We start from the raw sequence: 26,407 nt of genomic DNA, 5'->3' as shown, positions 1-26,407 counted from the left end.
TGCATCATAGGCAATCTTAAAGATAGTACGAATTCAAGTTAACCTCTATTTTTCTTATCTATTTTGGACAGCCAATTTGCTACACCGGTATAATTAGTGATCATCAAATATCCAATCAAAATACTAAGTATTGCAGTGAAAAACTGAAAATAATCTGCTTTTCCGTAAACAAAAGTTTCGATTCCTGCACCGACTTCTTTTTTAGAAATCAGATTCTTGAAAAGAAAGAAGCAATGATTTAGAAACAAGGGAAAATTATCAATGATAAGTAGGCCTGCAATTACAATAATGGCTGTCTTAAGGATAGTGATTTCCTTTATGTTTCCAAAATCAATTCGATTTTCATCGAATCCCTTATCTAATTTAAGTATATTGACAATTTTTTCAGCGCCAAAAATCAACACGATTAACAGGGCAACTGTTATTACTACTACCCCTAATGCCAAAATTATAGACCCGAATTCAGATGAATTTATAGCATATCCAATATACGTTGGCAATAAACTAAAAATAGCTATGGTTGCAGAATACAGTGCAAATAATTTAATAATAATCTTAAAGAAATCTTTGATTGTCATTGTTTGTTAAGAATTTAGAGTTGTTTTATCATTTCTATATCGAGTGATCCATTGCGGTAACCATTTTAATCACTATTGGACCAAGTTAATACTCCTTTTAGAGGAAATGCTTCAAATCCTTTAATCAGGTCTAATTTTTTGGTTTGTTTTATCTTTATCCAAATCCACGCTTCGTGAGATTCCTGTAAATGATTTACATCAATCTCTACACATTCAATGAGCTTTGATTTCGATAAAATAATGTTTATGCGATAAACATCCTCCATGTCAATACCCTGTACAGCACCAGTCCCTCGATATTTTGATCCTTTGAAGTATTTGCTCAATTCGATTTCAGGACTAAAGAATTCTAATGTATCCTCGGCATAATCGTTACGCAATGGAACGTATACCCCTTCAATTTTTGGATGTAAACATGCTGTCCCACCAGTTTGATTAGAAATCATTACTCCGGTTGGAAATTCTATGATGATGCCCAATCCTACTGAATCATGTATGGTTATTTCAGGTTTTAGCAAGCTGTTTTTCTTTTATGTACTAGTTGGGTTAATTTATCCAATGTCTCTCTATCTATCTTTTCCCAGTCATAGTCGTTAAACTCAAATGTGTTAAACTTTTTTAAAGTTTGATACATAGGTAAGACTATCGACTCAAAACATCCAGATATTTTATGCACTTCTTTTTGTTTTACACTAGAATCATCGCTTGCTGAAATAGATAAATCTATGGCTTCGCCATTAGGAACAAATTCAAAAAGATAATACCCAGGTTCCAGAAAACAGTACATCTTTGATTCAAGTCCTTTCAGAACGAAAATTAAACATTCGCATAATAAATTCGTCGGGATTTTAGGCACATCAGAAGCATCAAAATTCAACTTAAATCCCTCATGTTTCAATGCCACCGGGAGCCATCCGTGTTCCGGATTGCCAAAATCTAAGGTTATTTTTTTCATTCTTTTTTACGTTGCTAATCAATCTTCATATGTAAGTTTCAAATAGTTATTTCAAAATGAATCCCGTATATAATTCAGACTTAATGTTAACATCATTTAAAATTGCTATCGAAAAGTTCGTCCAACAAAATATCCAACTCTGGCGGGCATTCTTCTCTAGAATATAGAGGCTCTGCTACCTTTTTTCCTTCAACTTTTTCGAACATTATTTCAGGAATTCTGGTTGATTGTTCGATTTCGCTATGCTGTTTTACCCAAAACTCCGGATCAAGCTGAAAACTGCCAGATTTATAAAAGCCATTTACATAATTGCTTTCTATTTTTTCAACAAAGTTCAATAACTTTCTGTTGTATGGGTTAGTCGACATTGCATTTTTGTCCTTAAATGTCTTAATATTCCCGGGATTACACTTCCAATAGATCATCAGCATGGTAGCCTTATCTGTGAAAGGATTATCCACCCGCCAATCTTTTAGACAACTGGTACAATCCCAACTATCCATCACCATTTGGTGTAGGGTTTCTTGCGATTGCTTGGTGGCAAATTCTATGATGAGTTTATTTTCTAAAGCATCATACTCTTCATTTCTTAATTTTGGACTCATGACTACTGAGATCTATCTTTTCATAATTTTAATTGTCTAAAATAACCTAATTAAATAAGAACATTCTATTGAAAAAGTTTAAACACGTGCCAATTTATAAGTTGGGGCTTTTTTTAAGTTTCTGCTATCCCACCTAATGCTTTTACCCTATTGTTTTCGATTAGTACTTCAAGTCCGTGTTCTGTGTCAAGCTAGTAGCCTATTGAGATTTTTATTGTTCTGTTTTTAAGTACTCTGAAGTTTATAATGCTTTTGATGGTTTCGAAATGTTTTTCCTTTGAATCCAAATGCAATGGTATTTGGCCTGATTTCTCCTCATTTTCATAATAATGCGCATACACCTTCAAATACCGTTCAAATGTTCTTTCTTTGATTTCTTTAATAATATCTCCAAGATGACTCAAGAAATGTAGATAGGTCTTTTCAAAGTCGGTTAGTTCGTTATCCGTTGGAAATGCTTCGATTTCCTTACCATCTTCATCAAACTCATTCCCTAGGAATACAGTAATTTCCTTATTATCAAAATGTGCGGATTTAAACAAGATTTCTCCTGAAAAACCTGCCCAGTCCTTTTCAATTTTACCCCAATAGTTGTGCTTTTTCATAGTTGTTAGTCATTTTTTGTTCTGAAAACTCCTTTTAATTCAAAACCACCAGTAATTGTTACTGATTTCTCCTCTAAGGTCCTTAAAAAGTGGTGCAAATCGGTTAAAATCATGTTTTGAATCAGGCTCACAGTTCGCGATATAGCAACCTGCGGATTTGTGGATATCGGTTACTAGGCTTACTAAAGAACCATTCCTAATAAAGTTTTTGTATAGGAACGTCTTTCTATCAAAATCTTCAAACTTGTTGATCATTTAAATTACTTACAAGACTTTTTTAAGATACATTTTCAATATATTTCACCTATTATTATCTGTAGTTTTATTCAATTTCTTGTTTTCCCTTTTCGCTACTTATTCCATATCTCCAATGCCCAAAACCAGGACTCACAGAAAGTCCGGTTTGAAAGAGTGGCTCTAAATCATCAGGAAAAATGATTCCAAAATCATGGTTAATCTTTTCTATTTCGATATCGGTTAAACCCCTGTCAAAAGAAATGTCCTTTTCTTTTAGCAATTTAATTATCCTATTGGCTTGTTTTTGGTTCATTTCAATTGAAGGAAAACTTGTTACAGCTACTAAATATATTCTTATCCGCATTAAAAATTATAAATAAGAAAAATCTTCGTTACTAATATCTTGTTTTTAATAGTTAATTAATTAAAATCTAAAACATTCCTAAAATAACTAAATTGTAAGCAAACCAACATACAAATAAAGCCACTTCAAGTACCAATTTATAAGTTGGAACGTTTTTAAAAATATAAGTGCTAGTTTTACATTGAAGCCCAATAATTGTTTAGAATGAAATTAAAAAAATACCAAATCCCCATTATTACCTTTTTAATAATTTGGCTTCTAAGTGTGTGGGGATTTCACCCTTTAGAAGCATTACTAAACAATAACAGTGTTGGCGATGGACTCGGTGGCTTTGCTCTACTACTTATATACATAACTGTAGTCATTTTTTTCGGACTGTTATTGAGTATTTTTTTTGACGCCTGCGGTTTTATCCAAAAAATCAGTAACCATTCGTGTAATAGGTATACTTTTAGGTTTTATATCGATGGCATCCAATTCTTTACAACTTACATGGAACATATCGTTGGTTACTTTTACAGAAGAATTTATTAAAGGTAGTATATGTTGAAAACCGTAACTTAGGAAATATGCAAAACAACATCTTTAGCCAAAAACTATTCTGGCAGTGGCTCTACAAAAAAAAGACGCTCAGCGATGCATTGCTTGACCGTATTAAAAGCACGTTTAAATATCATGAAAAAGATGATGTGTCAGAACTAGATGGAAAAACAGATCTGTTGGCATTTAGATCGTTATACTTGGACTTCCAAATAGCCCCTGGTTATAGCTTTACAAGTCAGTTTCATTCATCAATATACGACCCATATTTATTTTCAGAACATTTAGAGCAGGTTACGCTACTGCATAAAAAATCCAAAAGGCTACACTCCTTTTTTAATGACATTGGCTGGTTTTTTCCATTTATCAGCTACACACTCTATACCATAGCGTATAGACATCTTGGTTACGAATATTTTAAGGCTATTAAATATCCAAAAAATGATATTTGGTGGAAAAAGTTTATGAAGCTGAACTTGGAAAACAATTTTATGGAAGGTTAGGATTTCATAAACTTTCAAGACGATTTAATCTTTATAAAACACATTAGATCAGATTTTTTTGTAAAAATGAATTAAGTAACAACACTATGAAAACACCTTTCTGGATACACGAAATGCCACTCAAAACCATTTTTGAAGAGCTCAAAAAAGAAAAACCAGAGGCTACGTTCTGGGATATTTTCAGCGATTATAATTCGATGCCCATTGAACAAGGTGATAATTCTAAAAAGTGGCTTGCACAGCAAAAGGAACTCATTGAGATAATCCTCAAAACCCATTTCGCTGATAAGAAAATAAACAGAGATGAAATAGCAGGATTCACAGATATCTTAAATGAATTCTGTTACCCAGAAGAGGAGCACGATTTTGATGGGATGGATGCAAAATACTTGCCGCTGGCCAAAAAAATCTATGAGACTCATTTAGCTCCCCTAAGACTGACTGAGGCTACGTTTCAGGATTTTATATATCAATTTGAAACCGCGCTAGAAGAATATAATCACTCACACCTGATGGCTTCCGGTAAAGTTGAATTTATTAAAGGCCTAGCATCCTTACCCCATTATTCTGAAGAAAAAAAGCAGGAAATCATTAAAAATTACCTAAAAATGACAGAAAGTTTTGAAGAAGAGCCTTATCAAGATGAATTTGACGAAGATTACATCGACAAAAATTATTATGAAACCGAATCCCAAGATGTCATCTATCCACAAGTGCCATTGGCTTCATCCAATACTTTTTTCGGATTCGATGATGCTGGAAACCTTCCTTATGACGAGCAAGAACGTATTGCCTTAGAAAAGTTTGATAGTTATCAAGCACAGATTACCGAACTGTTGCAGCAATCGCCCAATCCAGACCTTCAACCTAAATCTACGGCAAACTTTGATGACACAATGTGGGATGCTTATTACGCTTTAGCAGAAGCGAATCTACAAGTGTATAAATTTTATGAATCGTTTGCCGTATGGAATGATACTAGCAGAATATTATACCTATCTATGTCTAAAGAGGACAAAGAAACACCCTTTGAAATCAAGTTAGGTGGAATGCCTTTAGCAGATTATAAGGCACTTATTAAGGCATACAATGCTTTGTTCTAATATTAGAAATGGCATTTTAAATACAAAAACTCCTTTAATTAGTTAAAACAATGAATTTTGAAATAGAAACCGCCAGACCTTATTCCTTTGATGAAAATTATTTCCAGAATTTTTATGAGGATGACAGAATCATCAGGTTTCATAGGAAAGATTTTTTCTTTATACTTGATAAAACAGGCGTAGAACGGGTTATGTTACCCCCTGAAATAAGAGAAACATTTATCAAACAAAAGCTCTCTTATGCTAGTTTCTGCCCTTTTAAAAATGGAAACACCTACGGTATCATTACAAATAATAAGGTGTATGAGCTTTCTGTCGATTTTTCAAAAGTTGAAAGATGTTATACCATTCAAAACGAGTTTAAACGAGAAACTTATACCGATGGTAGTACAAGAGCACTGTTCCCTTCTGTTCCTGGTTATTCTTCAATATCAAATAGAATTCCATTCGCATTTATCAACTATGGTATGATGCAGGAAATAACATTTTATTCTATTTTAAATTTAAACCCCACTGATCTTACTGCGAGGTGGGAGTTACAAACCGAGGCGATGTTACCATATAAATTAATGCGTGGTATAAAAGGAGAAATGGTATTTTATTTGAGCTTGTTTCAAGATAAGTGCTATATCGTAAGCCCAGGTACAGATATTCAATACTACACTTACCCAAACTATTCTTTAATAGCAGTAGATAGTACTGCCTCTTCATTTGAATACCAGTTTAAGCCCGAACAAAAATCATTTATGAAAATGCTTAATGAAACACAAGCGGTAATCACACCATATGACTTTCAAAAAACAAAGCAAAAAACCAATAATGAAAGTATTTACGATTTTACTGAAAATGAGTATATAGAGTTTAATATTTCAAAAGAATACAACAACTGTAGGATAATTGGCAAAACAAAAAACAAATTATGGCTATTCGTTTTTACCAAAAACGGGCAGAAAATAATTAATATGGATATCGTAAAATGAACAACAAAGAGTTCCAACAACATATCCTGAAAAACTATAAAACTATTATAACTAACAATAGAACTATGAATTTTGAAATAGTAGCTGACTGGGACCACACCTTTAATGAAAGTTATTTCGAAAGTTTTTACGAAGATGACAGAATTATTAGGTTTGACAGAGACGGTTTTTTTTATATACTCGACAAAACAGGCGTAGAACAGGTTATGTTACCTCCTGAAATACGGCAACAGTCAGTTCATTTTCCTTATAGTTCTTTTAAAAATGGAAACACCTATGGGATCGTTACGAATAGTAAAGTGTATGAACTTTCTTCCGATTTTTCAAAAGTTGAAAGATGCTATAGCATTCAAAACGAGTTTAAACGAGAAACTTATACCGATGGTAGTACAAGAGCACTATTCCCTTCTGTTCCTGGTTATTCTTCAATATCAAATAGAATTCCATTTGCATTTATCAACTATGGTATGATGCAGGAAATAACATTTTATTCCATTTTAAATTTAAACCCCATTGATCTTACTGCAAGGTGGGAGCTTCAAACCGAAGCGATGTTACCTTATAAATTAATGCGTGGTATAAAAGGAGAAATGGTATTTTATTTGAGCTTGTTTCAAGATAAGTGCTATATCGTAAGCCCAGGTAGGGATATTCAATACTACACCTATCCAAAATATTCGTTAATAGGAGTAGATACTGATACAGCTGCATTTGAATATTTGTTTAAACCCGAACCGAAATCATTTATGAAAATGCTTAATGAAAGACAAGTGGTAATCACCCCTTATGCCTTTCAAAAAGGAAAGCGAAAAACCAATAATGAATGTATTTACGATTTTATCAAAAATGAGTATATAGAATTTAATCTTCCAAAAGAATATAACAACTGTAGGATAATTGGTAAAACAGAAAACAAAATATGGTTATTCACTTTTGCTAAAAATGGCGAGAAAATAATTAACATGGATATCGCATAATTAATCACAAAATGTACTAAATCACACTTTTGAAAAAGACTATGTTCTGGAAAAGAAACACAAAAACCATAAAAGACACTACAAAACAATCTATAGAGCATCGACTGTTCTTTATCGAGCGTTTAATGGGTATAGATTGGCTTCAAAAATTTAGAACTTTTAATCTTAACGACTTTGAGGTTGATCTAAGTGATCAAAAGGAAACAGCGCAGGTAGTTTTTGATAAAATCAAAGAAAGTATTGGTCTCAAGGAGGCTCTCATAGCACTTGACTTTTTTTGGGAAAACCCTGTAAAACCAAAAGACCCGTTTGCGATTCTTAAAACAGCTGATTTATTTAAAAATGAGACTTTAACAATAGGAAAATATAGAGAGGATAAAGTATCGTACATCATTTCTATAAAGATGTTAGTTTTACGTAATCACAACCTACTCATATTTACGATAGCTCACGAATTGGCACATTATATTCTTCAGGGACAAAAACAACTCTTCTTCAATGACGAAAAACTAACTGACCTATTAGTCCTAGCAATGGGTTTTGAATCATTTTGGTGCGAGCTTCACACTCACAAAAAAGAGAATAAGGTAACTAGTATAGGTTATTTATCTAAAGGAGAGGGCATGTATGCACTGGCTTGCTTGCAACATTAAAAAAATGAAACGAAGTGGGAATTACATACAACAAACAAGGAACTCAATAAAATTTTTAAGATTTGCGTAGCAGATATTCAGGAGAATCAGGGTAAAATACAAAACTGAACAATCATCACAATACCTCCTTGCATCCTTCGCATTCTTTCTAACCAAAGTACTGGATAACGAAATCATTCATCACAGCTTTGGGGATGCATTTCTGAAGAATTTGTCACTAGACAATGCTCAGGTAAAAAAAGGAAGAGCGCTCAATTTAAAGAAAAGAAGAACTAGTATTGTTAACAGTATCCTGAAAGACATCCAATTATTTGAAATTAAAAACAATAGGGAACTACAACCGGTACAGCAGGCCGTCGAACATATAATACTCTATTTTGATAAATCCTTAAAAGGTCTTTTCTGTAAAAACATTACAAATTTATGGAAAGAAAACATTGAGCTTAGAAACCAGGATTTAAATGAATTACGCAACGCTTTTGATAAAAACACCTATTTACAACCTGAATTAATGTATGCCAAGCGTAAAGAGCTTATCACATTAGTGCAACCATTACTGAAAGCTCAATTTAATATTGATACTATATCTAGTGATTAATTAAAACATCTACAACTATGTCAGCCAGCTTTATTTATTAGCTACATACACCTTGTGTTTATATTTTGGCGTAATGATTGCAATTTCTTTTTCACGTCGTTTTTGAAGGCTGATTTTCAGTCCTTTTTCAAATATCGTTTCGTTTTCCTTTTTGTAAATTTTTGTCGCTTCGGCTCCACAATCCTCGTATTCTTTGGTCACAACCATTTTTCCTGTAGAGAGGTTAAAATCTACCTTTTCCCAATATTCGCATAACTTACCTGACAAACTTTTATAGCCTATGAGAAAAAATTCTCCTTCCTGAAATCGATATTTATCTGTTTGTCCCCATTTCCAACTACTACCTCCATAATGCACTATGGATAAAACACCCTTTTTAATTTCCATACCTACAAGAGGGTCACCCATTTGGCCTCCTTCATCTATACCATAAAGCGCCTGCTTTGATGTTTTCCAAACCATCCATTGATTGTTTTTTTCCTTGTAGATGATTAATTCTCTGGTACTGTTACTCTTTTTGCGATCTGTTGCTAGGTCGTAAGCTACTACAAGTTCTGAGATGCCGTCGTTATCCAAATCCCCAGAAGCATTCATTGTTATTATGTAATTTTCTCGCATCGGAATATTTTGCGCAATCAACGTGCAAAAAAAAGTTATTATAAATAATACGCTAAATAGAGTTTTTTTCATTTTTCAAAATAAATTTTTACAAACTAACTATTTACCAAAAATAACCCCATTTTTTCCTTTTGCATTTCTCCAAAAATAAACTCAAGGTCTTCAATGAGTTCTGGAGTGTTTGGGAATTTTTCTTTTAATCTCTGAACATATAATGGTTTGTAGGTTTCAACTTCTGATAAACCTATGCTATACACATGAGGAAAATCCCGTGACACAGGATGAGTAAACCAAGGTCTTGATCTTGGTTCAAAGTCCTCCAAATATTCTGTAAGCATTGGCCAACCATCTGCATTTCTATTGATGGTTTTACCAAAATGTCGGTGCATATCACGCTCTAAATAAGAATACACAGCACCAATAGCACTTAAAGCAAATTTTTCTTTTGTTTTGTCCAATTGCAAGTGAAGGTAATTGGTGTGCATATCGCCTATAATGATGTTAGCCATTAGTTGTTTGGTCGATAGCTCGCCACTGGACAGGTCAAAATAGTCCTCTAGATAAAAATCATATTCTTCATCTGGATCATACCTGATACTGTCTAAATAAGTTATGTCTTTTGAACCTACCACTTTTCGTACTTGCCGTGAGTTTGTCAGTATAGCTTCGATTGAATATCCCATATTTTTTTAGGTTTTTATTCGTTTAATTTTTTTTTATTCCTCGTTCATAGCGGTATTTATTGTCAAAAGTATAACCTCTTTCATCAACAACTTCAAACCTAAAATTGTCTATATCTTTGGTTTTAATAGTTTTAGTACGAAAAGGCGCACCAACAAAATAGGCAAAGCGATCGCCTTCAGCATAAAAATCAATATCACAATTTAAATAATAGGCTCTGTTTGGCGCTAAACACACATCCAAAAATTGAAATGTTTTGGGATTTGCTCCTTCTAGAATTTGATCTTTAAAATACGCATGATCCTTATCCTTAGCCAAGGTCGATACTAGCGGATGCACAATTTCAAAGGAAGAAACATCTGCATGCAGTTTGTTTAAATACCCAAAATAAACAGCATTACCAATTTTGCAATAACTTTCTTTGATAGGTTCAATATCCCCTATTTTGTATGGCAATTGATCATTATAAAAATGGTTGTTTTCGCCAGATATGGAATAACCTTTTTCAATATCATTGACTTTAATTTTATACACATCCTTATGTCTTAGCGCTAGTGTCATTATAGTTTAAATAACACTAATATGCATATCGTCTTTTTGTTCATAATACCGTCTTTTTAAAATCTTCAAGACCCTTTATCTCTTTTACATGGTTCCGTAACTCTCATTAAATACAAAAATGACAAAAAATAATCATGCAGAAGCCCCAAATTATAAGTTGGAACCATTTTCTTGTAAAAGTTTTTTAGTTTTCAGAACATAATTTACCGAAAAGAGGGATCAGTAAGATTACGAAACAACAAATAATTTATATGGAATGAGTACAAAATAAAAGATTTGGCTAGTTTTATATCAGTATATCAAACACATCATTTACCGTATGCAGAAATCAGAGAAAACGCTTTATAACCTGGGTTATCTAAATGGTTGGTTAACAAACTTGGCAAGGATCAATGATAAAACAAACCATGCCTATCATTTCAGTTTGACCATGCACGAAAGCAAAAACGGGTTCATAAAAGAAAAGTTATATCCCATTTTTGATCCAATCTGCAAATCATTTGAGCTAAAAAAAATAGAAACTCCTAGAGAATATTTAATCTCCTTATTGACAGAAACATGGTTCTTTGAGTTTCAAGAAAAAGAATACAATACTGTATTTTTAATAGATAAGCAGAATAATTTTTCTCTATCAAATTCTTTCTGGAAACAAGAGTGGATTAAAGAATTTGTGGACTTATTGTTACTTACAGTTTCAAGCGATATAGTGTATCAGGTTAAAATTGGAGAAACCAAAATCTTTTATGCTTGCTCGAGTCTAGATATCATTTTTGCCAATAGTCAGGAACTGTATCATCTACACTTATCGGTAAGTGATTAATAGAAAAAAAACCTTTTTATGTGTCATAAATAGCAAGTATTATGAAAAAAGAAATATAAACAATTAGTAATTTATATGGGATTTGAATACAAAATAAAAGCAAATTTAACCGATAAAAAAGGATTGAAATTCAAGATTGGCTTGAAGCACTTGATACTTTTGATAAAAAATATGAATTTCAAAACAAGCCCTTTTGGGATTTCAGATGTAAAGAAAATAAGGGTAAAATGCCAAATTGCAGTATTTCTTTTGAAGGTGATGGATTGTACATTTGCCAACATACGGGTTATGTGTGGTTTGGACTTGAAACGCTAAAAAAATACCTGATCAAGAAGGCATTATGTATCAAATCATAGATTATCAAGAGTAAATACAGCTTAAACTTATTATCATTTATAATTAAATAAATGATACACTATTTACGGCCTTTCTAAAAACTATTATCCTCGCTAAAAAAAGAAATAGAAATAACTTTTAATTCTCATGCTTAATACAAACAAGATAATACTTGAAATAGAATCTTTCAAACCTGTTGATGGAAACTGGTTACCATTGGATAGCCTGTTAAATGATCTTTGGGAAACCGGAAATCCCCAACTTGGTATCAACGCACTTTTTAAAATTTTTGAACGCTTTCCCTTTGACGATGGGATTGGTACCCTTTTGGGTAAAAGATAATGCACAGCGAAACAGTATTAGTAAAAGTACATTGAATGCAAGAGGTGAAACCATTTTCGAAAAAGCCTCTTTTCGTGATGCTGCAAAGAGAAAGAGATGCTTGATTTATGTAGACGGATTTTATGAGCATCACCATTATAAGAGTAAAACATATCCTTTTTATATCCATCGAAAAGATGGGGAGCCGATTATTTTCGCTGGACTTTGGAGTGAATGGTTAGACAAAGAAACCGGAGAGCTACAAAATACTTTTTCCATTGTAACAACTGAAGGGAACGAACTCTTAACCAAAATTCATAATAATCCCAAATTAAAAGGTCCAAGAATGCCGGTAATCTTACCTGATGAATTCGCGGATAAGTGGTTACATCCCGATGAAGGTGAGCTGGATCAACAAATACTGCAGGAACTAATACAACCCTATCCAGAAGAAGAACTTATTGTCTATACAGTGGGACGATTAAGAGGTAAAGATTATGCTGGTAATGTGGAAGAAATTTCGAATAAAGTTATTTACGACGATTTGGAGTTTTAAATTTAATGTAAAATAAAAAAACCAAATAAGCACTAGAATCTATATACTTCACTGAATTTGCGCTTTTTCTAGAGATCACATTCAAAATAAGATCATTTAATATAATTACTTTTATATTACTCCGTAAAGATTAGCAAAGAAAATGTACAATTGTACTAATATTTCCGAAACTATGTTCTGAGAAGTTATGTTAAATCAGAATAATCATTGAGCGGTTTTATTAAATGTACGTTTTATTATGCTAATTTTAGTAACGTAGTCTCTTTTTGAGTATCGTTCCATTTTTGGTTCTTTAAAATAGTCTTACAAAATAGCATTTTATAGGACTAAAATAGTAAGGAAGGAAATCAAATAAAAAAGCAGGCCGGAGCCTGCTTTAAAAAACTATATATGATTAAGATAATTAACCTGTCTGAGAATGATTTGAGTCATAAACAATTTCCATTATTTCTATATCAGAAAGAGGTCTCAATCTACCTTTCAAATGGTCTGTTTTATAATCTACCAATAACTTCCCGTAATGGTGAACCGACCAATTAGCAAGTGATTCTTTAGAAACCGGATACTTAGCTTGCACATCTCTGATTAGAATCTTTCCATCTTTGCCTGTTGAACTTACATCTTTCAGCATATTTCTATCATGACTAACAAATTGTCTAATTGCAAATCTATAAAAACAACTAACGTTTTTACCTGCTGCACCTTCCAATCTAACTATAGCCTTAGGAGTAAATAAAATTGGTTTCCCATTATAAATTGGGAGTTCAACTTTCTTTGTTATCCATTTTACGTTTTCATAATCAAATATGTCCTTTTGTACACATTTTTCCATAGGGATATTATGAAGTCGACATTGTTCCTGCGTGTAATCAATCAGAACAGACTTAACTATTTTTGTAGTCATATCTGAAATCCTATCTGAACTAATGTCATCAAAGAAAAGTTCTATATCTGCAAAATGACTTAATACTCCAGTCCTAACTGCCAAATTATTATAAATTGTATCGAATATTTTCTTTATCAATTTATTTCCAACTGAGTTACCATATGGTCTATCTAACGAATAACCCAATCTGGTTTCATTTGGTTCCCCTAAACCAGATAATAAATAATTAGATTTTTCATATGATTTGAGCTTTACACTCTTAATCACTTCGCCCCAAAATACTTCTAAATGCTTTTGCATTTTTTTCGTTAAAGGAGTTTGTAGATACTCTATCAATCTCGGATCGAAAAATAATAAATTATCCTGATCCAGTTTTACGTCAACAAATTGTAATTCGGGCTGTTGAATACCCAACCTATAAAATGAACTAATGTTTGTCATTTTTTTAAATTTTTAAAATTATTATCTTCTTTCTTAGAGTGCTTAAATTCATTACTAAGCCCTCAATTTTAAAAGCTTTATAGCTTCTAAATCTCCACATATTCGATTTTCCCTACGACAATAATTTTCAAAATTTAACGTTATTAACATTGTTATTAGCAATTTTAATATATATTTGCATCCGGATATCTCCAAATATCCTTAAAAAAAACACCTAAATAAAACTTTTAAAAACTATTGATAGAGGATGTCAGCCTATAACAATAGATGAAATTAATAGTTTTATTTTAACAGTTCACAATTTTATTTTACTACAAAAACTAAGCCATTATGTCTTATTATGACATACTGGCATTTTTTGTTATTTCTACGCCATGTCTTCACTTAAATTTATGCCAAACAAGTTAAATGTCAGTTAACTTTAAGTTTTGGCATACATTTTTTTAGATAAACAATTTAAAAATTACCCTATTGCATTTTGTCATCTAAACTTAACTTAGTTCCATTCTGCAAAATTAAAAACTTAAAATCCTACATATGATACGTTCGTTTTAACAAAGAAACAATAAATCCTTTGTATTACCAAAGAAACATTTGTACATTTGACGAAACGTTATCAACAATCTATTAACACCTCACCAAATGAGTACATCCTTAGATACAAAGAAATTTTCGGAAATGATCAAATCTAAAAGAGGAGGAATAGGTTTACGAGCACTAGCCTCTGAAATTGGTATAAGTGCTTCAACCTTATCTAGAGTAGAGCAAGGAAATTTACCTGATATAGATACATATCTTAAATTATGTACATGGCTCGAAGTTCCTTCAGATTTTTTTACAATAACAAATTCTGATGAAGAAAATACAAAGGTAGAAGTTATTGCTCACCTTAGAGCTGATAAAACTTTATCGCCCGAAACTTCTGAAGCATTAATTCAAATGATTAATCTCGCATATGACGCTGCCCAAAAAAGGAACTAAATATAGAAGAGGCTTTAAAAAATGGTCAGACGATAAAGCTATTGAATTAAGGAAAGAATTAGGGTTAGTAGGTTCTTCTCCTCTATGCGCTTTTGACCTATCTAAATATCTTAATATTCCCATATTTGAACCAAAAGAAGTTAACGGTATGTCAGAACAACATCTTGATAAACTATTAAATTCTGGCAGCAAACATTGGTCAGCTGCCACTATTCCAATAAATAATAAAGAATATATTATTATTCACAATCCTAGACATTCTTCGTCAAGACAACAAAGTAATTTAATGCATGAGTTAGCTCATATTATTTGTGAACATAAAATTCCTGATGATAAGAAAATCAATGGATTATCTGGATTTTTAAGAAATCATGATGAAAATCAGGAAAATGAAGCAGAATGGCTTGGAGCCTGCTTACAGCTTCCCAGACCAGCTTTAATTTGGGCTTTAAAGAAGAATATGTCTTTAGAACAAATCTCAATACATTTTAATGCCAGTAAAGAGATGGTAAGATATAGAATCAATATTACTGGAGTAAAAAAACAACTCAGTTATTTACGCTAAACTATTTTTTATTTTGTCGTCCTGGATAGAACATCAAATATCTTTCTCTACTCTATAGAAAGTAGCTTTACTTAGTCCAGCTTTTATACACGCTTGATCTATTGGGATGTTTTGGTTGTCATATAGATGCTTAGCATATTGATATTTTTCTACGGTTTCTTTTTTTGGACCTTTCGGTCTTCCTAAAAGTTTCTTTCGCTTTCTCGCATTGTTTAAACCTATTTTAGTTCTTTCACTAATAAGATTTCGTTCAAATTCTGCAACTGCTGCAAAGATTTGTAAAAGAAACTTTCCATTTGCAGAAGTTGTATCGAACTCTGGTTCACTAAGACTTTTAAAATGAACCCCTTTTCATTCAAGATATCTATAAGATCAATCATGTTTTTAATGATCTAAAGATTCTATCATTTTTATAAGTGTAAACTATATCTCCTTTTCTGAGATATTCTATCATCTCATTTAATCCAGACCGATCTTCTCTAACTCCACTAGCGATGTCAGTATAAATTTTTTCACACCCAGCTTCTTCAAGTAAATCTATTTGTGATTCTTTTCTTTGATCAGGTGTTGATACTCTCGCATATCCAACAATCATAATTGTCTCGTAAAACGACCGTTTTACTAAACTTCATTAAGATTTGTTATTTTTTCACAGTTTTAGTTACAAATAATGAAACTTTATTGTAACTTTACAAGTAGTTATCCCAATAGAATTAGCTTTTCAACATTACAACTGAAACACATTGTCATAAACTTAATTTTAAAATTTATGACATGAGATTATTATCTTCAATTACTTTCTCTCTAATTATTATTCTTTTTTTTTCCTCCTGCCTCAAAACTAAAAACGAATCAGAAAAATATTATAGTAATATTTTAGACGATAATAAAGATTTAGAACCTTATCCCGAGAAAATTATTGCATATGACAAACTTTCTTTTGGCAATGGATATAATTCAAGTACTTCACAGGAATTCTACGGAACAATTGAATATGAAAACACCGATAATTCAACGGAAATTTTATCTAAAGCCTATGGTAATACTGGTTTTGTTGAAATAAAATCAGTAGATAACAAATACCAATTAAAGAATACTTTAGACATCTCAACTAAAGTAGATTTAAACCTTAAGATTAAGGGATTTTCCTCTGAAAATACTTTCAAATCTCGCGTTTACAAAGAGTCAACTTTCAGCAGTTTTGATCAAACAGTGGTTATAAAAGCAAAATATGTAAATGAACCTAGAATAATTATTAATCCAAAAATCAGGAAAGAATTAATTCAGTTAGCTAAAGAGTCGCCTATAGATTTCATGAAAAGAAATGGTGATATGTTTGTTAGCAAAATTTATACTGGTGGTGAAGTATACGCCTACCTTAAATTGCACTCAAGAGATAGGCATGAAAAAGAAAGAAATGAAAAATTTATCAAAAGTATTAATTCTTATGTAGGAAATAAATTATCTATTGAAAGTAAGACTATTAGTACAAAAGATGAAAAAAATACTAGCAATTTTAAACAAGCATATGTTTTTACTGCAGGAGGAGGAAAAACCCCAAATGAATTAAACATGGATAAATTTTTAGATTTTGCTTCTAATTTCAAAGAACAAGTAAATCCAAAAGCTAAACCAGTTATTTTATATGTAGAGCTTTCTCCTTATGAAAGTCTACCTGACTTTCCTAAAATTGATTTTTCCCCTATTCGGGTCAAACAAAAAGAATTTTTAGAGAACTCTGCTTTATTATATACTAGTATTGAAGAATCAATACAAAACTCTAAATATGTTATTGAAAATCCTAAATACTTCGAAAGAACAGATTTTAATCAATCAAATGACACCATAACTTTTTACAAAGAAAAGTTGAAAGAATTAAAAAATCTAGTTGAGTTATGCAAAGGAAATTTTGAAAATTGCACAATGTCTGCTTTAGATTCCTATGCAATAATTGAAAAATATTCACCTATCATTGATTACCCATACAATATAAGTAGTCAAAAACAACTTTCGGTTGACACTAATAATCAACAACTAATAATTGATAATACTTTACAAAATGGTCATAAATATTATTTGACCATAAAAGGAAGTATTAAAAGTAGACCGCATTTTAATGATTCAAATGCTATATGCAAAGATCCTGTATTTGATTATGAATATAAATGGGTAGGAACCAAAAAAAAGGTAAAAAAACGTTTTTTAAGGAAAACAAAAAGATGGTATTACCCGATTTATCAAGGTTATAGCAAACCATATTTCTTAATTCAAATTATTAACCCAAATACGAATGAAATATTGAGAAAAATAAATTGGACAGGAGATCCTATTGCATTAGAAGATAATGTAAAGGTTACAGCTACACTTGTTAATCCTAACATTGGAATTTTTTACCAAAAAAATAATCAATTAATACATCAATATTCTGAGAGTTATCCGATGTATAGAGGCTTACAGAATTGTTATTCATTAAGGGCTGTAATTTCTGATAATAGTGTTCCAGCAATGCAAACGTTTAGCAACGCATTAGTTGCTCCTTTGTCTAGTAATATAATACCCCCTACTTCAGATTTCAGTATTAACAAGGTAAACCAGGAAAATCCAAAGTTTATAAAAAAAGACGATAATTTTTACGGATATGAGTATGAATAAATTAATTAACATGACCGCTGGTCCATTTGGAGTTTGGGGCGCAGAAAAAGAAATTTACAATGTTTTTGGTGAAAATGTTGGTTGTAAAGTATCAATATTTGAAAATAACACAAATGGAAATATTAGAATTCAAGTAAGACACAATACTGATGTTTCTTCAAAAGATTGGTATGACTACATAGAAAATGAATATATTAAAGCACAAGTCATTCACTGTAGACTTAGTTCCAATAGTACTGGCGGAAGCGTAGTTATCAAAGTCGTCTGAAAAATAAACAACATACCACAACTTTTCGTTTCATCAATTTTAAATCTAGAATTGATGAAAATACAAAAGTGTCAATATATATCTGTAAATCTCACCAATATATCTTTGGATAAGTAAACAATGATATCATACAACGAAACATATATCTAATCCAACGAAACCAATAAGGTTTTTTATGTCTCCTTTTTTGCATTAACTAATGGAATTTAGTATTTCCTTTTGTAATTGACAAAAACCTCTCCAGAACCAACGTTTAACCGATAGTATGATGAGGAGTTCGAAACGGCATTCATTAAATTAATTAAGTAATTGTTTAACCTATGTTTAACCCCAGCACTATACTTAAACTTAAAACATTGATTTAAGACATCACTAAAAACAAAAGCAACTCTTTGATTAACAAAGAGTTGCTTGCTTCTGTACTCAAGGTGGGAATCGAACCCACACTCCCGAAAGAACTGGATTTTGAATCCAGCGCGTCTACCAATTCCGCCACTTGAGCATTTTCAATCGAATTGGACGGCAAAATTAAAAAAATATTTCATCACATCCACCAAATAAGTAATAAAATAAGAGTCAGAGTAGAAATAAATTTTTAAATTTGCACCTTGTTTTCGAAAAATAAGTTTTAACTCATTACAAAACAACAGATTACCTTATGCCTAATTCAATTACAGAAGCAAAATTTTTTGCATGTACACAGAGTACAGAACTAGCAGAAAAAATCGTACAAGCGTATGGAGCTAAATTGGGTAATGTAATTACATCAACGTATAGTGATGGTGAGTTTCAACCTTCTTTTGAAGAATCTGTAAGAGGATCAAGAGTTTTTATTATTGGGTCTACACACCCAAGCTCAGATCATTTAATGGAAATGTTGTTGATGTTAGATGCCGCTAAAAGAGCGTCGGCAAGACATATTACGGCAGTATTACCTTATTATGGATGGGCACGTCAGGACAGAAAGGATAAACCAAGAGTTCCTATTGCAGCAAAATTAATTGCTAAAATGTTAGAAACTGCGGGAGCTACCAGGATTATTACTATGGACTTGCATGCAGATCAGATCCAAGGCTTTTTCGAAAAACCTGTAGACCATTTATTTGCATCTACTATATTTTTACCTTATTTACAATCATTGAATCTAGAGGATCTTACTGTAGCTTCTCCAGACATGGGAGGTTCTAAAAGAGCCTATGCATATTCTAAAGCTTTACAAAGCGATGTGGTTATATGTTACAAACAACGTGCTAAAGCCAATGTGATTTCTCATATGGAATTGATTGGAGATGTAACAGGAAAAAATGTTGTTTTGGTAGATGATATGGTTGATACAGCGGGTACGCTTACTAAAGCTGCCGATCTGATGATGGAACGTGGTGCAAAAAGTGTGAGAGCAATTTGTACGCATCCAATTCTATCAGGCAATGCTTACGAAAAACTAGAAAACTCAAAACTAGAAGAATTAATCGTAACAGATTCTATTCCTCTTAAACAACAAAGCGATAAGATTAGAGTGATAACATGTGCAAATTTATTCGCAGATGTGATGCATAGGGTTCATCATAATGAATCTATAAGCTCTAAATTCATCATGTAAATTAATAACTATTAATATATTTTAAAATGAAGTCATTAACAATCAATGCATCTCAAAGAGAAAGCGTAGGCAAGAAAGCAACAAAAGCCTTACGTAATGCTGGACAGGTACCTTGTGTTATTTACGGTGGAGACACTATTGTACACTTTGCAGCGCCAGAAATTGCTTTTAAAAATTTAGTGTACACTCCAGACGTTCATACCGTGGTAATAGCGTTGGATAATGGTACAAAGATAAATGCTATCCTACAGGATATTCAATTTCACCCTGTAACGGATAAAATTTTACATATTGATTTTGTTGAAATTTTCGACGACAAGCCAATAACTATCGAATTACCTTTCAGAACAACCGGTAACTCTCGTGGTGTTCGTAATGGTGGTGTTTTACGTTTTAACTTAAGACGTATTAAAGTAAAAGGTCTTGCTTCTAAATTACCAGATGTAATCGAAGGAGATATCACCAATCTTAAAATCGGAAACAAATTATACGTTACCGATGTAGCTAGTGAAGATTTCACTATACTTCATCCGGATAATACCGTTATCTGTATGGTTAAAACATCTCGTACTGCAGTGGCAGATGATGATGATGAAGAAGAAGAAACTGAAGGAGAAGCGTCAGCAGCAGAAGCACCAGCGGCAGAGGCATAATCATTCATTCTTTACAGAACAAAACAATCAAAAAGCATTCTGATTCTATTTTCAGGATGCTTTTTTAATACCCCATATATCTATACATTTGAGCTAATTTGTATAAAAACTTACTATGTCTATTTATATTAAATAGAAGACCAAAATCACATACATCCTAAAGCCATAATTGCAGACCCTTAGATTTAAATGCATAGTCTATTGTCATCAATATTGTAATACCATCTCATAAATAAATTTTGTAATTTAATACACACTAATCAAAATACCACCATAGTTATGAGTAATGAAAATGACAATTTAGGGGATGATATAAAAAAAGGAGCCGAAGAAGTTTTTGATAGCGCTAAAGAAGCTGCGAAAAAAGCAAAACATAAGGCTGGCGAATTTGCGGAAGAAGCAAAAGAAACAGCAGAAGAATTTATGGATGAGATGAAAGAAACTTTTGAAAGTAATGAAAACAAAAAGATTCTTGCAGGAGTTTTAGCACTTGTTGTCGGTGGTTTTGGTATTCATAAATTCGTTCTTGGTTATCATAAAGAAGGTATCATCATGCTGGTATGCACATTAATATTAGGAGCCGTGACCTGCGGATTTGCCGGATGGGTTGTTTGGGTAATAAGTATAATAGAAGGCATCATTTATCTTACCAAATCGGATGAGGAATTCTACCAGGTATATCAGATAAACAAAAAGTCTTGGTTCTAAAAAAATACAGCAAGAAAGTTAGAAAATTGTAAACTATCTTTTTTATTTAATTTTAATATCGTAATATTGCGATATTAAAATATACATAATGGGTATTACGAAAACACAAATTTTTGATCAAAGACAGAATGAGCTTGCACAATTATTTAAAATATTAGGGCATCCAGCACGGATAGCAATTCTTCAATATATAAGCTTACAAGATGCCTGTATTTGTAATGATCTTGTTGAAGAAATTGGCTTGGCACAAGCTACTATATCCCAACACCTTAAAGAACTAAAAAGTATTGGACTACTCAAGGGAGAGATCGAAGGGAAAAGCATGTGCTATTGCATTGACATCGATCAATGGAATGAATTACAACAAAATCTAAATTCTTTCTTTAATAACACCAAACAAAATTGTTGTTAGCATTTAAAATCATTAATTAAACATCTACATCTATGAATACATCAGAATTTATATCACTTTTAGAAAAACATCAGGATAAATCACTCTTATTTGAGTATGCTCCGGGCTTGTTCGTTGGTGCCAATTATCACATCACAGAAGTAAAGCATATTACCGTAGATTCTGTGGATTGCGGAGCAGGGACAGATTCCTGGAAAGAAACAATTGTTCAATTATGGGAAAGTCCAGACGAATTAGGTAAACGCGATTATTTAACGGTCTATAAAGCTTTAGCCATTCTGCATAAAGTTGGAAAAATGAAACCTTATGAGATGGAAGCTCCGATAAAAATTGAATACGGTAATCCCATGTTTCACACAGCCCATTTAAATATCACGGGGTTTAAAATACAAGAAAAACAATTGATCATGACGCTTACAGTTCGACCTACAGATTGTAAGGCAAAAGAAACCTGCGGAGTACCAGAAAGTTCATCAGTAACAACCACCTCTTGTGCACCGGGAAGCGGATGTTGCTAAATGAAATCTCAAATTAAGATACAGTTCTTTGATCGGTCGGATTGGCCAAATATCTCTAAAATCTATAAAGAGGGTATTGATACTGGTATTGCCACTTTCGAGACCAAAGTACCGACGTGGGAACAATGGAACAAGAAACATATAAAGTCTTGTAGATTAAAAGCTGTCCTGAATGATACAATTATCGGCTGGGCAGCATTATCACCTACTTCTAACAGAGATGTTTATAGAGGTGTTGCAGAAATTAGCATTTACATAACATCAAAACATCGCAATTTAGGTTTGGGAAAACTACTTTTGACAAAACTTATCGAAGAAAGCGAAAAAGAGGGTTTTTGGACATTACAAGCATCTGTTTTTAGCACCAATAGCGCTAGCATCAAATTACATACCTCTGTAGGATTTAGAATTATAGGATTTCGCGAAAAAATAGGAAAATTGAACAACTATTGGTATGATAATACCATCTTAGAAAAAAGAAGCAAAATAATAATATAACCACAAAACATCCATATAAATGAATATTTTAGTACTATGCACGGGAAACTCCTGCAGAAGCCAGATGGCAGAAGGCTATTTGAAACATTTTGTCAATGATAAAGCTACAATTTACAGTGCAGGAGTAGAAACTCACGGAGTAAACCCGAAGGCAATAGCTATTATGAAAGAAGATCATATTGATATATCAAATCATACCTCAAATAATCTTAATGAATATTTGAACATCGAGTTTGATTATATACTTACCGTTTGTGATAATGCAAAAGAACAATGCCCTTTCTTTCCCGGAAAAGCAGTGCGTTTACATTGCGACTTTTTTGATCCGTCCAAGGTAGAGGGCTCTAAAGAAGAAATACACATGGCTTTCACCAAAACAAGAAATCAAATTAAAGAATATTGTAAAAATTTTGTAGAGAACACGGTACTAAAAAAATCACATAAGTAAAATCAATAGGCCTTCAGGAAAAAACCTGAAGGTTCTTTTTTAGTATCACTTATCTCCATTCTTAAAATATTTCTGTTCTAATTCTGCCTGAAATTCCTCCATTACGGGCTTCACAGTGCTTTCTGGTAAATCGGCGATTCTGATATACATTAACCCATCCACAGCATTGTTGAACAATGGATCTACGTTAAATGCGACAACTTTAGCATTTTGCTTAATATACTTTTTAATTAAGACCGGAATTCGAAGGCTTCCCGGCTCAATCTCATCTATAATTTTGTCAAATTTATTAAGGTCACTTCTGCTTTCATCAAATACGAAATCTTTGTCAGCATCTTTTAGTTTGACCTTAAACTCTTTTTTTGGCCTTACATATTGCGCTACATAAGGATCATAGTAATGAGATTTCATAAACTCTATCATCAGTGACTTAGAGAAATTACTGAATTTATTACTAATACTAACTCCTCCTATAAGATATTTATGATCAGGAAAACGAAGTGTACAATGTACAATACCTTTCCAAAGTAAAAACAATGGCATCGGGCGCTGCTGATACTCTTTAATGATAAAAGCTCTCCCCATTTCTATGGATTGGCTCATCATTTTATGTAGTTCCGGCTCAAACCTAAAAAGGTCCTGTAAATAAAAACCATTTATGCCAAATTTAGAATAAATCTCTGTTCCCATACCCATACGATACGCACCGGCAATCTTTTTTGCTCCAATATCCCATAAGAACATATGATGATAATAATCATCAAAAGGATCTAAATCTATCGATTGGTTGGTTCCCTCTCCAATTTCACGAAAAGTTATTTCCCGAAGCCTTCCTATTTCGTGAACAACGTTTGGAATAAAATCTTTTCTTGCCAGAAAAACTTCATAGTTTTTACTTGCCAGTAGACGCATATCATTTTCACGACAATATTCTAATTCTGATTCAATAGAATTAATACTGCCGCCAGATGCAATTTCCTTAGGAGATTTAGGTAGCTTAAGATTTTGTGGAATAGATTCCATCAATGTTTTTTTCTCGTATGGGTTAGCCAACATATAGGTTTTTTTACGTAAAAAATTCGTAAAATCCTCTAAGTTACTGTACTCTTCCTGATCCTTTACGGATACAGGGTTACCTATTCTAACCTTAATTACCCTATTTTCTTGTGAATAGAGTTCGCTCGGCAATTTTGCCGTTCGTAATGTATCGCTAATAGAGGCAAGTTTATAGAACAACCTACTGTTTCTTGCGTGAAAATAAATCGGGATTACAGGAACTTTTGCTTTTTTCACCAATCGCATAGCTCCTTGCTCCCATGGTTTATCCACGTAGTGCTTTCCTTCTTTAAAAGTAGACACTTCACCAGCCGGGAAAATACCCAATGGTTTTCCTTCTTTTAAATGAATGATCGCTTCTTTTATTCCTTTCAGGCTAGACTTAGCTTCCTTTCTATTCTCGAAAGGATTCACCGGCATAATATACTGTTTTAAGGGAGTAAAATTGTGCAACAAAAAATTTGCAATAATCTTATAATCAGAACGATGCTCAAGCATCAATTTAAGAAGAAGAACACCATCTAAACCCCCTAATGGATGATTGGAAAGGGTAATAAAAGCTCCTTCTTTTGGTAGTCTTTTTAGATCCTCTTTGGGTATCTCGAAAGTCACCCCATACATATCCAATACCTTCTTTACAAAGTCTTCACCATGCAGGTGACTGATGCTATCATATTGACGATTAATCTTTGATAACCTCGTGATTTTTAGAATCATCCAGCCAACAAAAGTGCCAATAAAGCCAAGTTTATCTAATTTAAGCCCTTTGGCTACTTCTTTTGAGGTGACTACCGCCATTAAATACGTTTTGTGCTAACTACAAATATAACAAAATCATTGAATAGCGTATCTTATTGTTTAGCAACTATTTGATACGTTTCTTTTGTGCTTTGTTTAAGTAAAATATCCTTGTTTTTTTCTAAAGACTGTATTGCTTGATCATCAAAATGCCTAATTGTAAATAAGGAAACATTTTTTTTGTATTCAACACTGAATTTAGATTTCAAATACGGCAGTAATCCTTCAAAGTTATTAAACTTATCGTCCAGACATACTGAAAAACTGATAGCAGAATTTTGTATCAAATCAACTTTTAAATGATATTTATGAAAAAAGCTAAAAATTTCACTGATATTATCTTCGACAATAAAGGAAAAATCCAAAGAAGAAAGCGATAATAATATTTCATCTTTCTTTACTATAAAGCACGGCACTTGAGGAATTAATCTTTGTCCTTTTGTTACAGAAGTGCCTTCATCCAAAGGATTAATAAAAGATTTAACATAAAGCGGAATCTCTTTTCTTTGTAATGGTTGTAACGTTTTTGGATGAATCACTGAAGCTCCATAAAAAGCTAATTCTATTGCTTCTTCATATGAAATTTGTGACAACAACTTCACATTTTCGAAAACCCTGGGATCACCATTAAGAACACCTGGAACATCTTTCCATATTGACACACTGTTTGCGTTTGTACAATAAGCAAAAATACCTGCAGTGTAATCACTACCTTCTCTTCCTAAAGTAGTAGTAAAATTGTTAGCATCAGATCCGATAAAACCTTGTGTAACTGTTAAACCCTTTTTGTCCACATACTTCATAACATTTTTCTGAGTGATTTCCCAATTTACAGATGCATCGCGGTAATCATTATCAGTCTTGATTACATCTCTGGCATCTAACCAATTGTTTTTAAATCCCTCATAATTCAAATATTCGCTAACAATGGTAGTAGCAATCAGTTCTCCATAACAAACAATTTGATCATATACATAATCGTACTGTGTAGACTTATTTCTATTTAAAGTAGTCTCTAAATCCGAGACAAGAGCATTGAATTTTGTAAATATAGGAAGTTGTTTGTTCTCAAAAAGTTCTTCGAGTATGTCATAGTGGTATTTTTTTATAAAACCTATAGACTCCTCTAGCTCTTGACTATTACTCAAATAATGATCGACAACCATTTCTAATGCATTAGTGGTCTTACCCATGGCAGAAACAATGATAATAATATCAGAATTACCTACTTTTTCTAAAATATTAATCACATTTTTTACTCCATTAGCATTCTTTACGGATGCTCCTCCAAACTTAAAAATCTTCATTTATCTTATGTTATTAAGAAACACA

At 32.4% G+C, this 26,407-nt stretch carries 34 protein-coding genes and 1 tRNA gene; 20 read left to right on the top strand and 15 right to left on the bottom strand.

Annotated features, from left to right (window positions below; genetic code table 11):
• Window positions 1-38 precede the first annotated feature (38 nt).
• From ACE94K_RS05620 to ACE94K_RS05595, 6 genes are all read right to left on the bottom strand, one after another.
• Window positions 39-578 (bottom strand): hypothetical protein, encoded by a 540-nt coding sequence (locus tag ACE94K_RS05620; protein WP_378181155.1) that lies wholly within the window; start codon window positions 576-578, stop codon window positions 39-41.
• Between the two features lie 65 nt (window positions 579-643).
• On the bottom strand, window positions 644-1,096 hold the full coding sequence (locus tag ACE94K_RS05615; protein ID WP_378181153.1) for a DUF6210 family protein: 453 nt from the start codon (window positions 1,094-1,096) through the stop codon (window positions 644-646).
• Entirely contained in the window at window positions 1,090-1,533 is a 444-nt protein-coding gene (locus ACE94K_RS05610) for a hypothetical protein (protein ID WP_378181149.1), read from the bottom strand. Before ACE94K_RS05610 ends, ACE94K_RS05615 begins: the two co-directional genes overlap by 7 nt.
• A gap of 92 nt (window positions 1,534-1,625) precedes the next feature.
• Window positions 1,626-2,138, bottom strand: coding sequence for a DUF4274 domain-containing protein (locus tag ACE94K_RS05605; RefSeq protein ID WP_378181146.1), 513 nt, complete (start codon window positions 2,136-2,138; stop codon window positions 1,626-1,628).
• 191 nt (window positions 2,139-2,329) lie between these two features.
• Window positions 2,330-2,743: a hypothetical protein gene (locus ACE94K_RS05600; protein ID WP_378181143.1), complete on the bottom strand. Its 414-nt coding sequence runs from the start codon at window positions 2,741-2,743 to the stop codon at window positions 2,330-2,332.
• Between the two features lie 322 nt (window positions 2,744-3,065).
• Window positions 3,066-3,344: a hypothetical protein gene (locus tag ACE94K_RS05595; RefSeq protein ID WP_378181140.1), complete on the bottom strand. Its 279-nt coding sequence runs from the start codon at window positions 3,342-3,344 to the stop codon at window positions 3,066-3,068.
• A 569-nt stretch (window positions 3,345-3,913) separates the two neighbouring features.
• Between ACE94K_RS05595 and ACE94K_RS05590 the strand changes: the two genes are divergently transcribed.
• From ACE94K_RS05590 to ACE94K_RS05565, 6 genes are all read left to right on the top strand, one after another.
• The gene (locus tag ACE94K_RS05590) at window positions 3,914-4,387 is read left to right on the top strand and encodes a hypothetical protein (protein ID WP_378181137.1); all 474 of its coding nucleotides are present in this window, start codon (window positions 3,914-3,916) and stop codon (window positions 4,385-4,387) included.
• An 86-nt stretch (window positions 4,388-4,473) separates the two neighbouring features.
• Window positions 4,474-5,490, top strand: a complete 1,017-nt coding sequence (locus ACE94K_RS05585) for a hypothetical protein (RefSeq protein WP_378181135.1) — start codon at window positions 4,474-4,476, stop codon at window positions 5,488-5,490.
• A gap of 50 nt (window positions 5,491-5,540) precedes the next feature.
• On the top strand, window positions 5,541-6,470 hold the full coding sequence (locus ACE94K_RS05580; RefSeq protein WP_378181132.1) for a hypothetical protein: 930 nt from the start codon (window positions 5,541-5,543) through the stop codon (window positions 6,468-6,470).
• A gap of 65 nt (window positions 6,471-6,535) precedes the next feature.
• Window positions 6,536-7,447 carry a hypothetical protein gene (locus tag ACE94K_RS05575; RefSeq protein ID WP_378181129.1) on the top strand — a complete coding sequence of 304 codons (912 nt, stop codon included), beginning with the start codon at window positions 6,536-6,538 and terminating at the stop codon, window positions 7,445-7,447.
• A 29-nt stretch (window positions 7,448-7,476) separates the two neighbouring features.
• The gene (locus ACE94K_RS05570; RefSeq protein WP_378181126.1) at window positions 7,477-8,100 is read left to right on the top strand and encodes a hypothetical protein; all 624 of its coding nucleotides are present in this window, start codon (window positions 7,477-7,479) and stop codon (window positions 8,098-8,100) included.
• 211 nt (window positions 8,101-8,311) lie between these two features.
• Complete coding sequence (locus ACE94K_RS05565; RefSeq protein ID WP_378181123.1) at window positions 8,312-8,698, top strand: hypothetical protein; 387 nt, start codon at window positions 8,312-8,314, stop codon at window positions 8,696-8,698.
• A gap of 30 nt (window positions 8,699-8,728) precedes the next feature.
• Here the strand turns inward: ACE94K_RS05565 and ACE94K_RS05560 are convergent, their stop codons facing one another.
• From ACE94K_RS05560 to ACE94K_RS05550, 3 genes are read right to left on the bottom strand one after another with little or no spacing between them, the layout of a single operon-like run.
• Window positions 8,729-9,388 (bottom strand): hypothetical protein, encoded by a 660-nt coding sequence (locus ACE94K_RS05560; RefSeq protein ID WP_378181120.1) that lies wholly within the window; start codon window positions 9,386-9,388, stop codon window positions 8,729-8,731.
• Window positions 9,389-9,411: 23 nt separating this feature from the next.
• Window positions 9,412-9,999, bottom strand: a complete 588-nt coding sequence (locus ACE94K_RS05555; RefSeq protein WP_378181117.1) for a hypothetical protein — start codon at window positions 9,997-9,999, stop codon at window positions 9,412-9,414.
• Window positions 10,000-10,021: 22 nt separating this feature from the next.
• Window positions 10,022-10,531, bottom strand: coding sequence for a DKNYY domain-containing protein (locus ACE94K_RS05550; protein ID WP_378181114.1), 510 nt, complete (start codon window positions 10,529-10,531; stop codon window positions 10,022-10,024).
• 346 nt (window positions 10,532-10,877) lie between these two features.
• Here ACE94K_RS05550 and ACE94K_RS05545 point away from each other — a divergent pair, with 346 nt between their 5' ends.
• The 3 genes from ACE94K_RS05545 to ACE94K_RS05535 all read left to right on the top strand — a co-directional run bounded on the left by ACE94K_RS05545 (window position 10,878) and on the right by ACE94K_RS05535 (window position 12,591).
• A complete protein-coding gene (locus ACE94K_RS05545; protein ID WP_378181111.1) occupies window positions 10,878-11,378 on the top strand; it encodes a hypothetical protein in 501 nt (166 codons plus the stop codon).
• 483 nt (window positions 11,379-11,861) lie between these two features.
• Entirely contained in the window at window positions 11,862-12,056 is a 195-nt protein-coding gene (locus ACE94K_RS05540) for a hypothetical protein (RefSeq protein ID WP_378181109.1), read from the top strand.
• On the top strand, window positions 12,025-12,591 hold the full coding sequence (locus tag ACE94K_RS05535) for an SOS response-associated peptidase (protein ID WP_378181106.1): 567 nt from the start codon (window positions 12,025-12,027) through the stop codon (window positions 12,589-12,591). The genes ACE94K_RS05540 and ACE94K_RS05535 overlap by 32 nt, the downstream gene beginning before the upstream one ends.
• A gap of 403 nt (window positions 12,592-12,994) precedes the next feature.
• On the opposite strand, the gene ACE94K_RS05530 is transcribed toward ACE94K_RS05535, so the two are convergent.
• Window positions 12,995-13,918 carry a hypothetical protein gene (locus tag ACE94K_RS05530; RefSeq protein WP_378181103.1) on the bottom strand — a complete coding sequence of 308 codons (924 nt, stop codon included), beginning with the start codon at window positions 13,916-13,918 and terminating at the stop codon, window positions 12,995-12,997.
• A 642-nt stretch (window positions 13,919-14,560) separates the two neighbouring features.
• Between ACE94K_RS05530 and ACE94K_RS05525 the strand changes: the two genes are divergently transcribed.
• Complete coding sequence (locus tag ACE94K_RS05525; protein ID WP_106791161.1) at window positions 14,561-14,899, top strand: helix-turn-helix domain-containing protein; 339 nt, start codon at window positions 14,561-14,563, stop codon at window positions 14,897-14,899.
• Entirely contained in the window at window positions 14,874-15,464 is a 591-nt protein-coding gene (locus tag ACE94K_RS05520) for an ImmA/IrrE family metallo-endopeptidase (protein WP_378181100.1), read from the top strand. The genes ACE94K_RS05525 and ACE94K_RS05520 overlap by 26 nt, the downstream gene beginning before the upstream one ends.
• A 33-nt stretch (window positions 15,465-15,497) precedes the next feature.
• Here the strand turns inward: ACE94K_RS05520 and ACE94K_RS05515 are convergent, their stop codons facing one another.
• Both ACE94K_RS05515 and ACE94K_RS05510 read right to left on the bottom strand, forming a co-directional pair.
• A complete protein-coding gene (locus ACE94K_RS05515) occupies window positions 15,498-15,686 on the bottom strand; it encodes a helix-turn-helix domain-containing protein (protein WP_378184232.1) in 189 nt (62 codons plus the stop codon).
• Between the two features lie 154 nt (window positions 15,687-15,840).
• Entirely contained in the window at window positions 15,841-16,059 is a 219-nt protein-coding gene (locus tag ACE94K_RS05510; protein ID WP_378181097.1) for a recombinase family protein, read from the bottom strand.
• A 179-nt stretch (window positions 16,060-16,238) separates the two neighbouring features.
• Here ACE94K_RS05510 and ACE94K_RS05505 point away from each other — a divergent pair, with 179 nt between their 5' ends.
• Together ACE94K_RS05505 and ACE94K_RS05500 are read left to right on the top strand one after the other, a co-directional pair.
• Complete coding sequence (locus ACE94K_RS05505; protein ID WP_378181094.1) at window positions 16,239-18,116, top strand: hypothetical protein; 1,878 nt, start codon at window positions 16,239-16,241, stop codon at window positions 18,114-18,116.
• The gene (locus tag ACE94K_RS05500; RefSeq protein ID WP_378181091.1) at window positions 18,103-18,384 is read left to right on the top strand and encodes a hypothetical protein; all 282 of its coding nucleotides are present in this window, start codon (window positions 18,103-18,105) and stop codon (window positions 18,382-18,384) included. The genes ACE94K_RS05505 and ACE94K_RS05500 overlap by 14 nt, the downstream gene beginning before the upstream one ends.
• A gap of 420 nt (window positions 18,385-18,804) precedes the next feature.
• Here the strand turns inward: ACE94K_RS05500 and ACE94K_RS05495 are convergent.
• A tRNA-Leu gene (locus ACE94K_RS05495) sits at window positions 18,805-18,886 on the bottom strand.
• Between the two features lie 156 nt (window positions 18,887-19,042).
• Between ACE94K_RS05495 and ACE94K_RS05490 the strand changes: the two genes are divergently transcribed.
• The 7 genes from ACE94K_RS05490 (at window position 19,043) to ACE94K_RS05460 (ending at window position 23,221) form a co-directional block, all read left to right on the top strand.
• On the top strand, window positions 19,043-19,984 hold the full coding sequence (locus tag ACE94K_RS05490; protein ID WP_378181088.1) for a ribose-phosphate pyrophosphokinase: 942 nt from the start codon (window positions 19,043-19,045) through the stop codon (window positions 19,982-19,984).
• A 26-nt stretch (window positions 19,985-20,010) separates the two neighbouring features.
• Window positions 20,011-20,637: a 50S ribosomal protein L25/general stress protein Ctc gene (locus ACE94K_RS05485; RefSeq protein WP_378181085.1), complete on the top strand. Its 627-nt coding sequence runs from the start codon at window positions 20,011-20,013 to the stop codon at window positions 20,635-20,637.
• Window positions 20,638-20,916: 279 nt separating this feature from the next.
• Window positions 20,917-21,345, top strand: a complete 429-nt coding sequence (locus ACE94K_RS05480) for a TM2 domain-containing protein (RefSeq protein ID WP_378181082.1) — start codon at window positions 20,917-20,919, stop codon at window positions 21,343-21,345.
• A gap of 88 nt (window positions 21,346-21,433) precedes the next feature.
• Window positions 21,434-21,757: an ArsR/SmtB family transcription factor gene (locus tag ACE94K_RS05475; RefSeq protein ID WP_378181079.1), complete on the top strand. Its 324-nt coding sequence runs from the start codon at window positions 21,434-21,436 to the stop codon at window positions 21,755-21,757.
• 32 nt (window positions 21,758-21,789) lie between these two features.
• A complete protein-coding gene (locus tag ACE94K_RS05470) occupies window positions 21,790-22,275 on the top strand; it encodes a DUF6428 family protein (RefSeq protein WP_378181076.1) in 486 nt (161 codons plus the stop codon).
• Complete coding sequence (locus ACE94K_RS05465; RefSeq protein WP_378181073.1) at window positions 22,276-22,773, top strand: GNAT family N-acetyltransferase; 498 nt, start codon at window positions 22,276-22,278, stop codon at window positions 22,771-22,773. It begins immediately after the preceding gene.
• Window positions 22,774-22,792: 19 nt separating this feature from the next.
• Window positions 22,793-23,221: an arsenate reductase ArsC gene (locus ACE94K_RS05460; RefSeq protein ID WP_378181069.1), complete on the top strand. Its 429-nt coding sequence runs from the start codon at window positions 22,793-22,795 to the stop codon at window positions 23,219-23,221.
• Between the two features lie 45 nt (window positions 23,222-23,266).
• Here ACE94K_RS05460 and ACE94K_RS05455 read toward each other — a convergent pair whose 3' ends face one another.
• Together ACE94K_RS05455 and ACE94K_RS05450 are read right to left on the bottom strand one after the other, a co-directional pair.
• A complete protein-coding gene (locus ACE94K_RS05455) occupies window positions 23,267-25,075 on the bottom strand; it encodes a GNAT family N-acyltransferase (RefSeq protein WP_378181066.1) in 1,809 nt (602 codons plus the stop codon).
• Between the two features lie 53 nt (window positions 25,076-25,128).
• Window positions 25,129-26,382, bottom strand: coding sequence for an aspartate kinase (locus ACE94K_RS05450; protein WP_378181064.1), 1,254 nt, complete (start codon window positions 26,380-26,382; stop codon window positions 25,129-25,131).
• Window positions 26,383-26,407 lie beyond the last annotated feature (25 nt).

Source organism: Aquimarina besae, assembly GCF_042434905.1.
In the GTDB taxonomy this organism is placed as follows: Bacteria; Bacteroidota; Bacteroidia; order Flavobacteriales; family Flavobacteriaceae; genus Aquimarina.
Note: the sequence above shows the minus strand (reverse complement) of the source record. Positions and strands in the feature narration are given on the sequence as shown.

Excerpts from the sequence above, each read along its gene's own strand:
- ACE94K_RS05620 (WP_378181155.1), bottom strand. The coding sequence starts at position 578 with ATGACAATCAAAGATTTCTTTAAGATTATTATTAAATTATTTGCACTG.
- ACE94K_RS05610 (WP_378181149.1), bottom strand. The coding sequence starts at position 1,533 with ATGAAAAAAATAACCTTAGATTTTGGCAATCCGGAACACGGATGGCTC.
- ACE94K_RS05605 (WP_378181146.1), bottom strand. The coding sequence starts at position 2,138 with ATGAGTCCAAAATTAAGAAATGAAGAGTATGATGCTTTAGAAAATAAA.
- ACE94K_RS05600 (WP_378181143.1), bottom strand. The coding sequence starts at position 2,743 with ATGAAAAAGCACAACTATTGGGGTAAAATTGAAAAGGACTGGGCAGGT.
- ACE94K_RS05595 (WP_378181140.1), bottom strand. The coding sequence starts at position 3,344 with ATGCGGATAAGAATATATTTAGTAGCTGTAACAAGTTTTCCTTCAATT.
- ACE94K_RS05590 (WP_378181137.1), top strand. The coding sequence starts at position 3,914 with ATGCAAAACAACATCTTTAGCCAAAAACTATTCTGGCAGTGGCTCTAC.
- ACE94K_RS05585 (WP_378181135.1), top strand. The coding sequence starts at position 4,474 with ATGAAAACACCTTTCTGGATACACGAAATGCCACTCAAAACCATTTTT.
- ACE94K_RS05580 (WP_378181132.1), top strand. The coding sequence starts at position 5,541 with ATGAATTTTGAAATAGAAACCGCCAGACCTTATTCCTTTGATGAAAAT.
- ACE94K_RS05575 (WP_378181129.1), top strand. The coding sequence starts at position 6,536 with ATGAATTTTGAAATAGTAGCTGACTGGGACCACACCTTTAATGAAAGT.
- ACE94K_RS05560 (WP_378181120.1), bottom strand. The coding sequence starts at position 9,388 with ATGAAAAAAACTCTATTTAGCGTATTATTTATAATAACTTTTTTTTGC.
- ACE94K_RS05555 (WP_378181117.1), bottom strand. The coding sequence starts at position 9,999 with ATGGGATATTCAATCGAAGCTATACTGACAAACTCACGGCAAGTACGA.
- ACE94K_RS05545 (WP_378181111.1), top strand. The coding sequence starts at position 10,878 with ATGCAGAAATCAGAGAAAACGCTTTATAACCTGGGTTATCTAAATGGT.
- ACE94K_RS05540 (WP_378181109.1), top strand. The coding sequence starts at position 11,862 with ATGCTTAATACAAACAAGATAATACTTGAAATAGAATCTTTCAAACCT.
- ACE94K_RS05535 (WP_378181106.1), top strand. The coding sequence starts at position 12,025 with ATGGGATTGGTACCCTTTTGGGTAAAAGATAATGCACAGCGAAACAGT.
- ACE94K_RS05530 (WP_378181103.1), bottom strand. The coding sequence starts at position 13,918 with ATGACAAACATTAGTTCATTTTATAGGTTGGGTATTCAACAGCCCGAA.
- ACE94K_RS05525 (WP_106791161.1), top strand. The coding sequence starts at position 14,561 with ATGAGTACATCCTTAGATACAAAGAAATTTTCGGAAATGATCAAATCT.
- ACE94K_RS05520 (WP_378181100.1), top strand. The coding sequence starts at position 14,874 with ATGACGCTGCCCAAAAAAGGAACTAAATATAGAAGAGGCTTTAAAAAA.
- ACE94K_RS05510 (WP_378181097.1), bottom strand. The coding sequence starts at position 16,059 with ATGATTGTTGGATATGCGAGAGTATCAACACCTGATCAAAGAAAAGAA.
- ACE94K_RS05505 (WP_378181094.1), top strand. The coding sequence starts at position 16,239 with ATGAGATTATTATCTTCAATTACTTTCTCTCTAATTATTATTCTTTTT.
- ACE94K_RS05500 (WP_378181091.1), top strand. The coding sequence starts at position 18,103 with ATGAGTATGAATAAATTAATTAACATGACCGCTGGTCCATTTGGAGTT.
- ACE94K_RS05490 (WP_378181088.1), top strand. The coding sequence starts at position 19,043 with ATGCCTAATTCAATTACAGAAGCAAAATTTTTTGCATGTACACAGAGT.
- ACE94K_RS05485 (WP_378181085.1), top strand. The coding sequence starts at position 20,011 with ATGAAGTCATTAACAATCAATGCATCTCAAAGAGAAAGCGTAGGCAAG.
- ACE94K_RS05480 (WP_378181082.1), top strand. The coding sequence starts at position 20,917 with ATGAGTAATGAAAATGACAATTTAGGGGATGATATAAAAAAAGGAGCC.
- ACE94K_RS05475 (WP_378181079.1), top strand. The coding sequence starts at position 21,434 with ATGGGTATTACGAAAACACAAATTTTTGATCAAAGACAGAATGAGCTT.
- ACE94K_RS05470 (WP_378181076.1), top strand. The coding sequence starts at position 21,790 with ATGAATACATCAGAATTTATATCACTTTTAGAAAAACATCAGGATAAA.
- ACE94K_RS05465 (WP_378181073.1), top strand. The coding sequence starts at position 22,276 with ATGAAATCTCAAATTAAGATACAGTTCTTTGATCGGTCGGATTGGCCA.
- ACE94K_RS05460 (WP_378181069.1), top strand. The coding sequence starts at position 22,793 with ATGAATATTTTAGTACTATGCACGGGAAACTCCTGCAGAAGCCAGATG.
- ACE94K_RS05455 (WP_378181066.1), bottom strand. The coding sequence starts at position 25,075 with ATGGCGGTAGTCACCTCAAAAGAAGTAGCCAAAGGGCTTAAATTAGAT.
- ACE94K_RS05450 (WP_378181064.1), bottom strand. The coding sequence starts at position 26,382 with ATGAAGATTTTTAAGTTTGGAGGAGCATCCGTAAAGAATGCTAATGGA.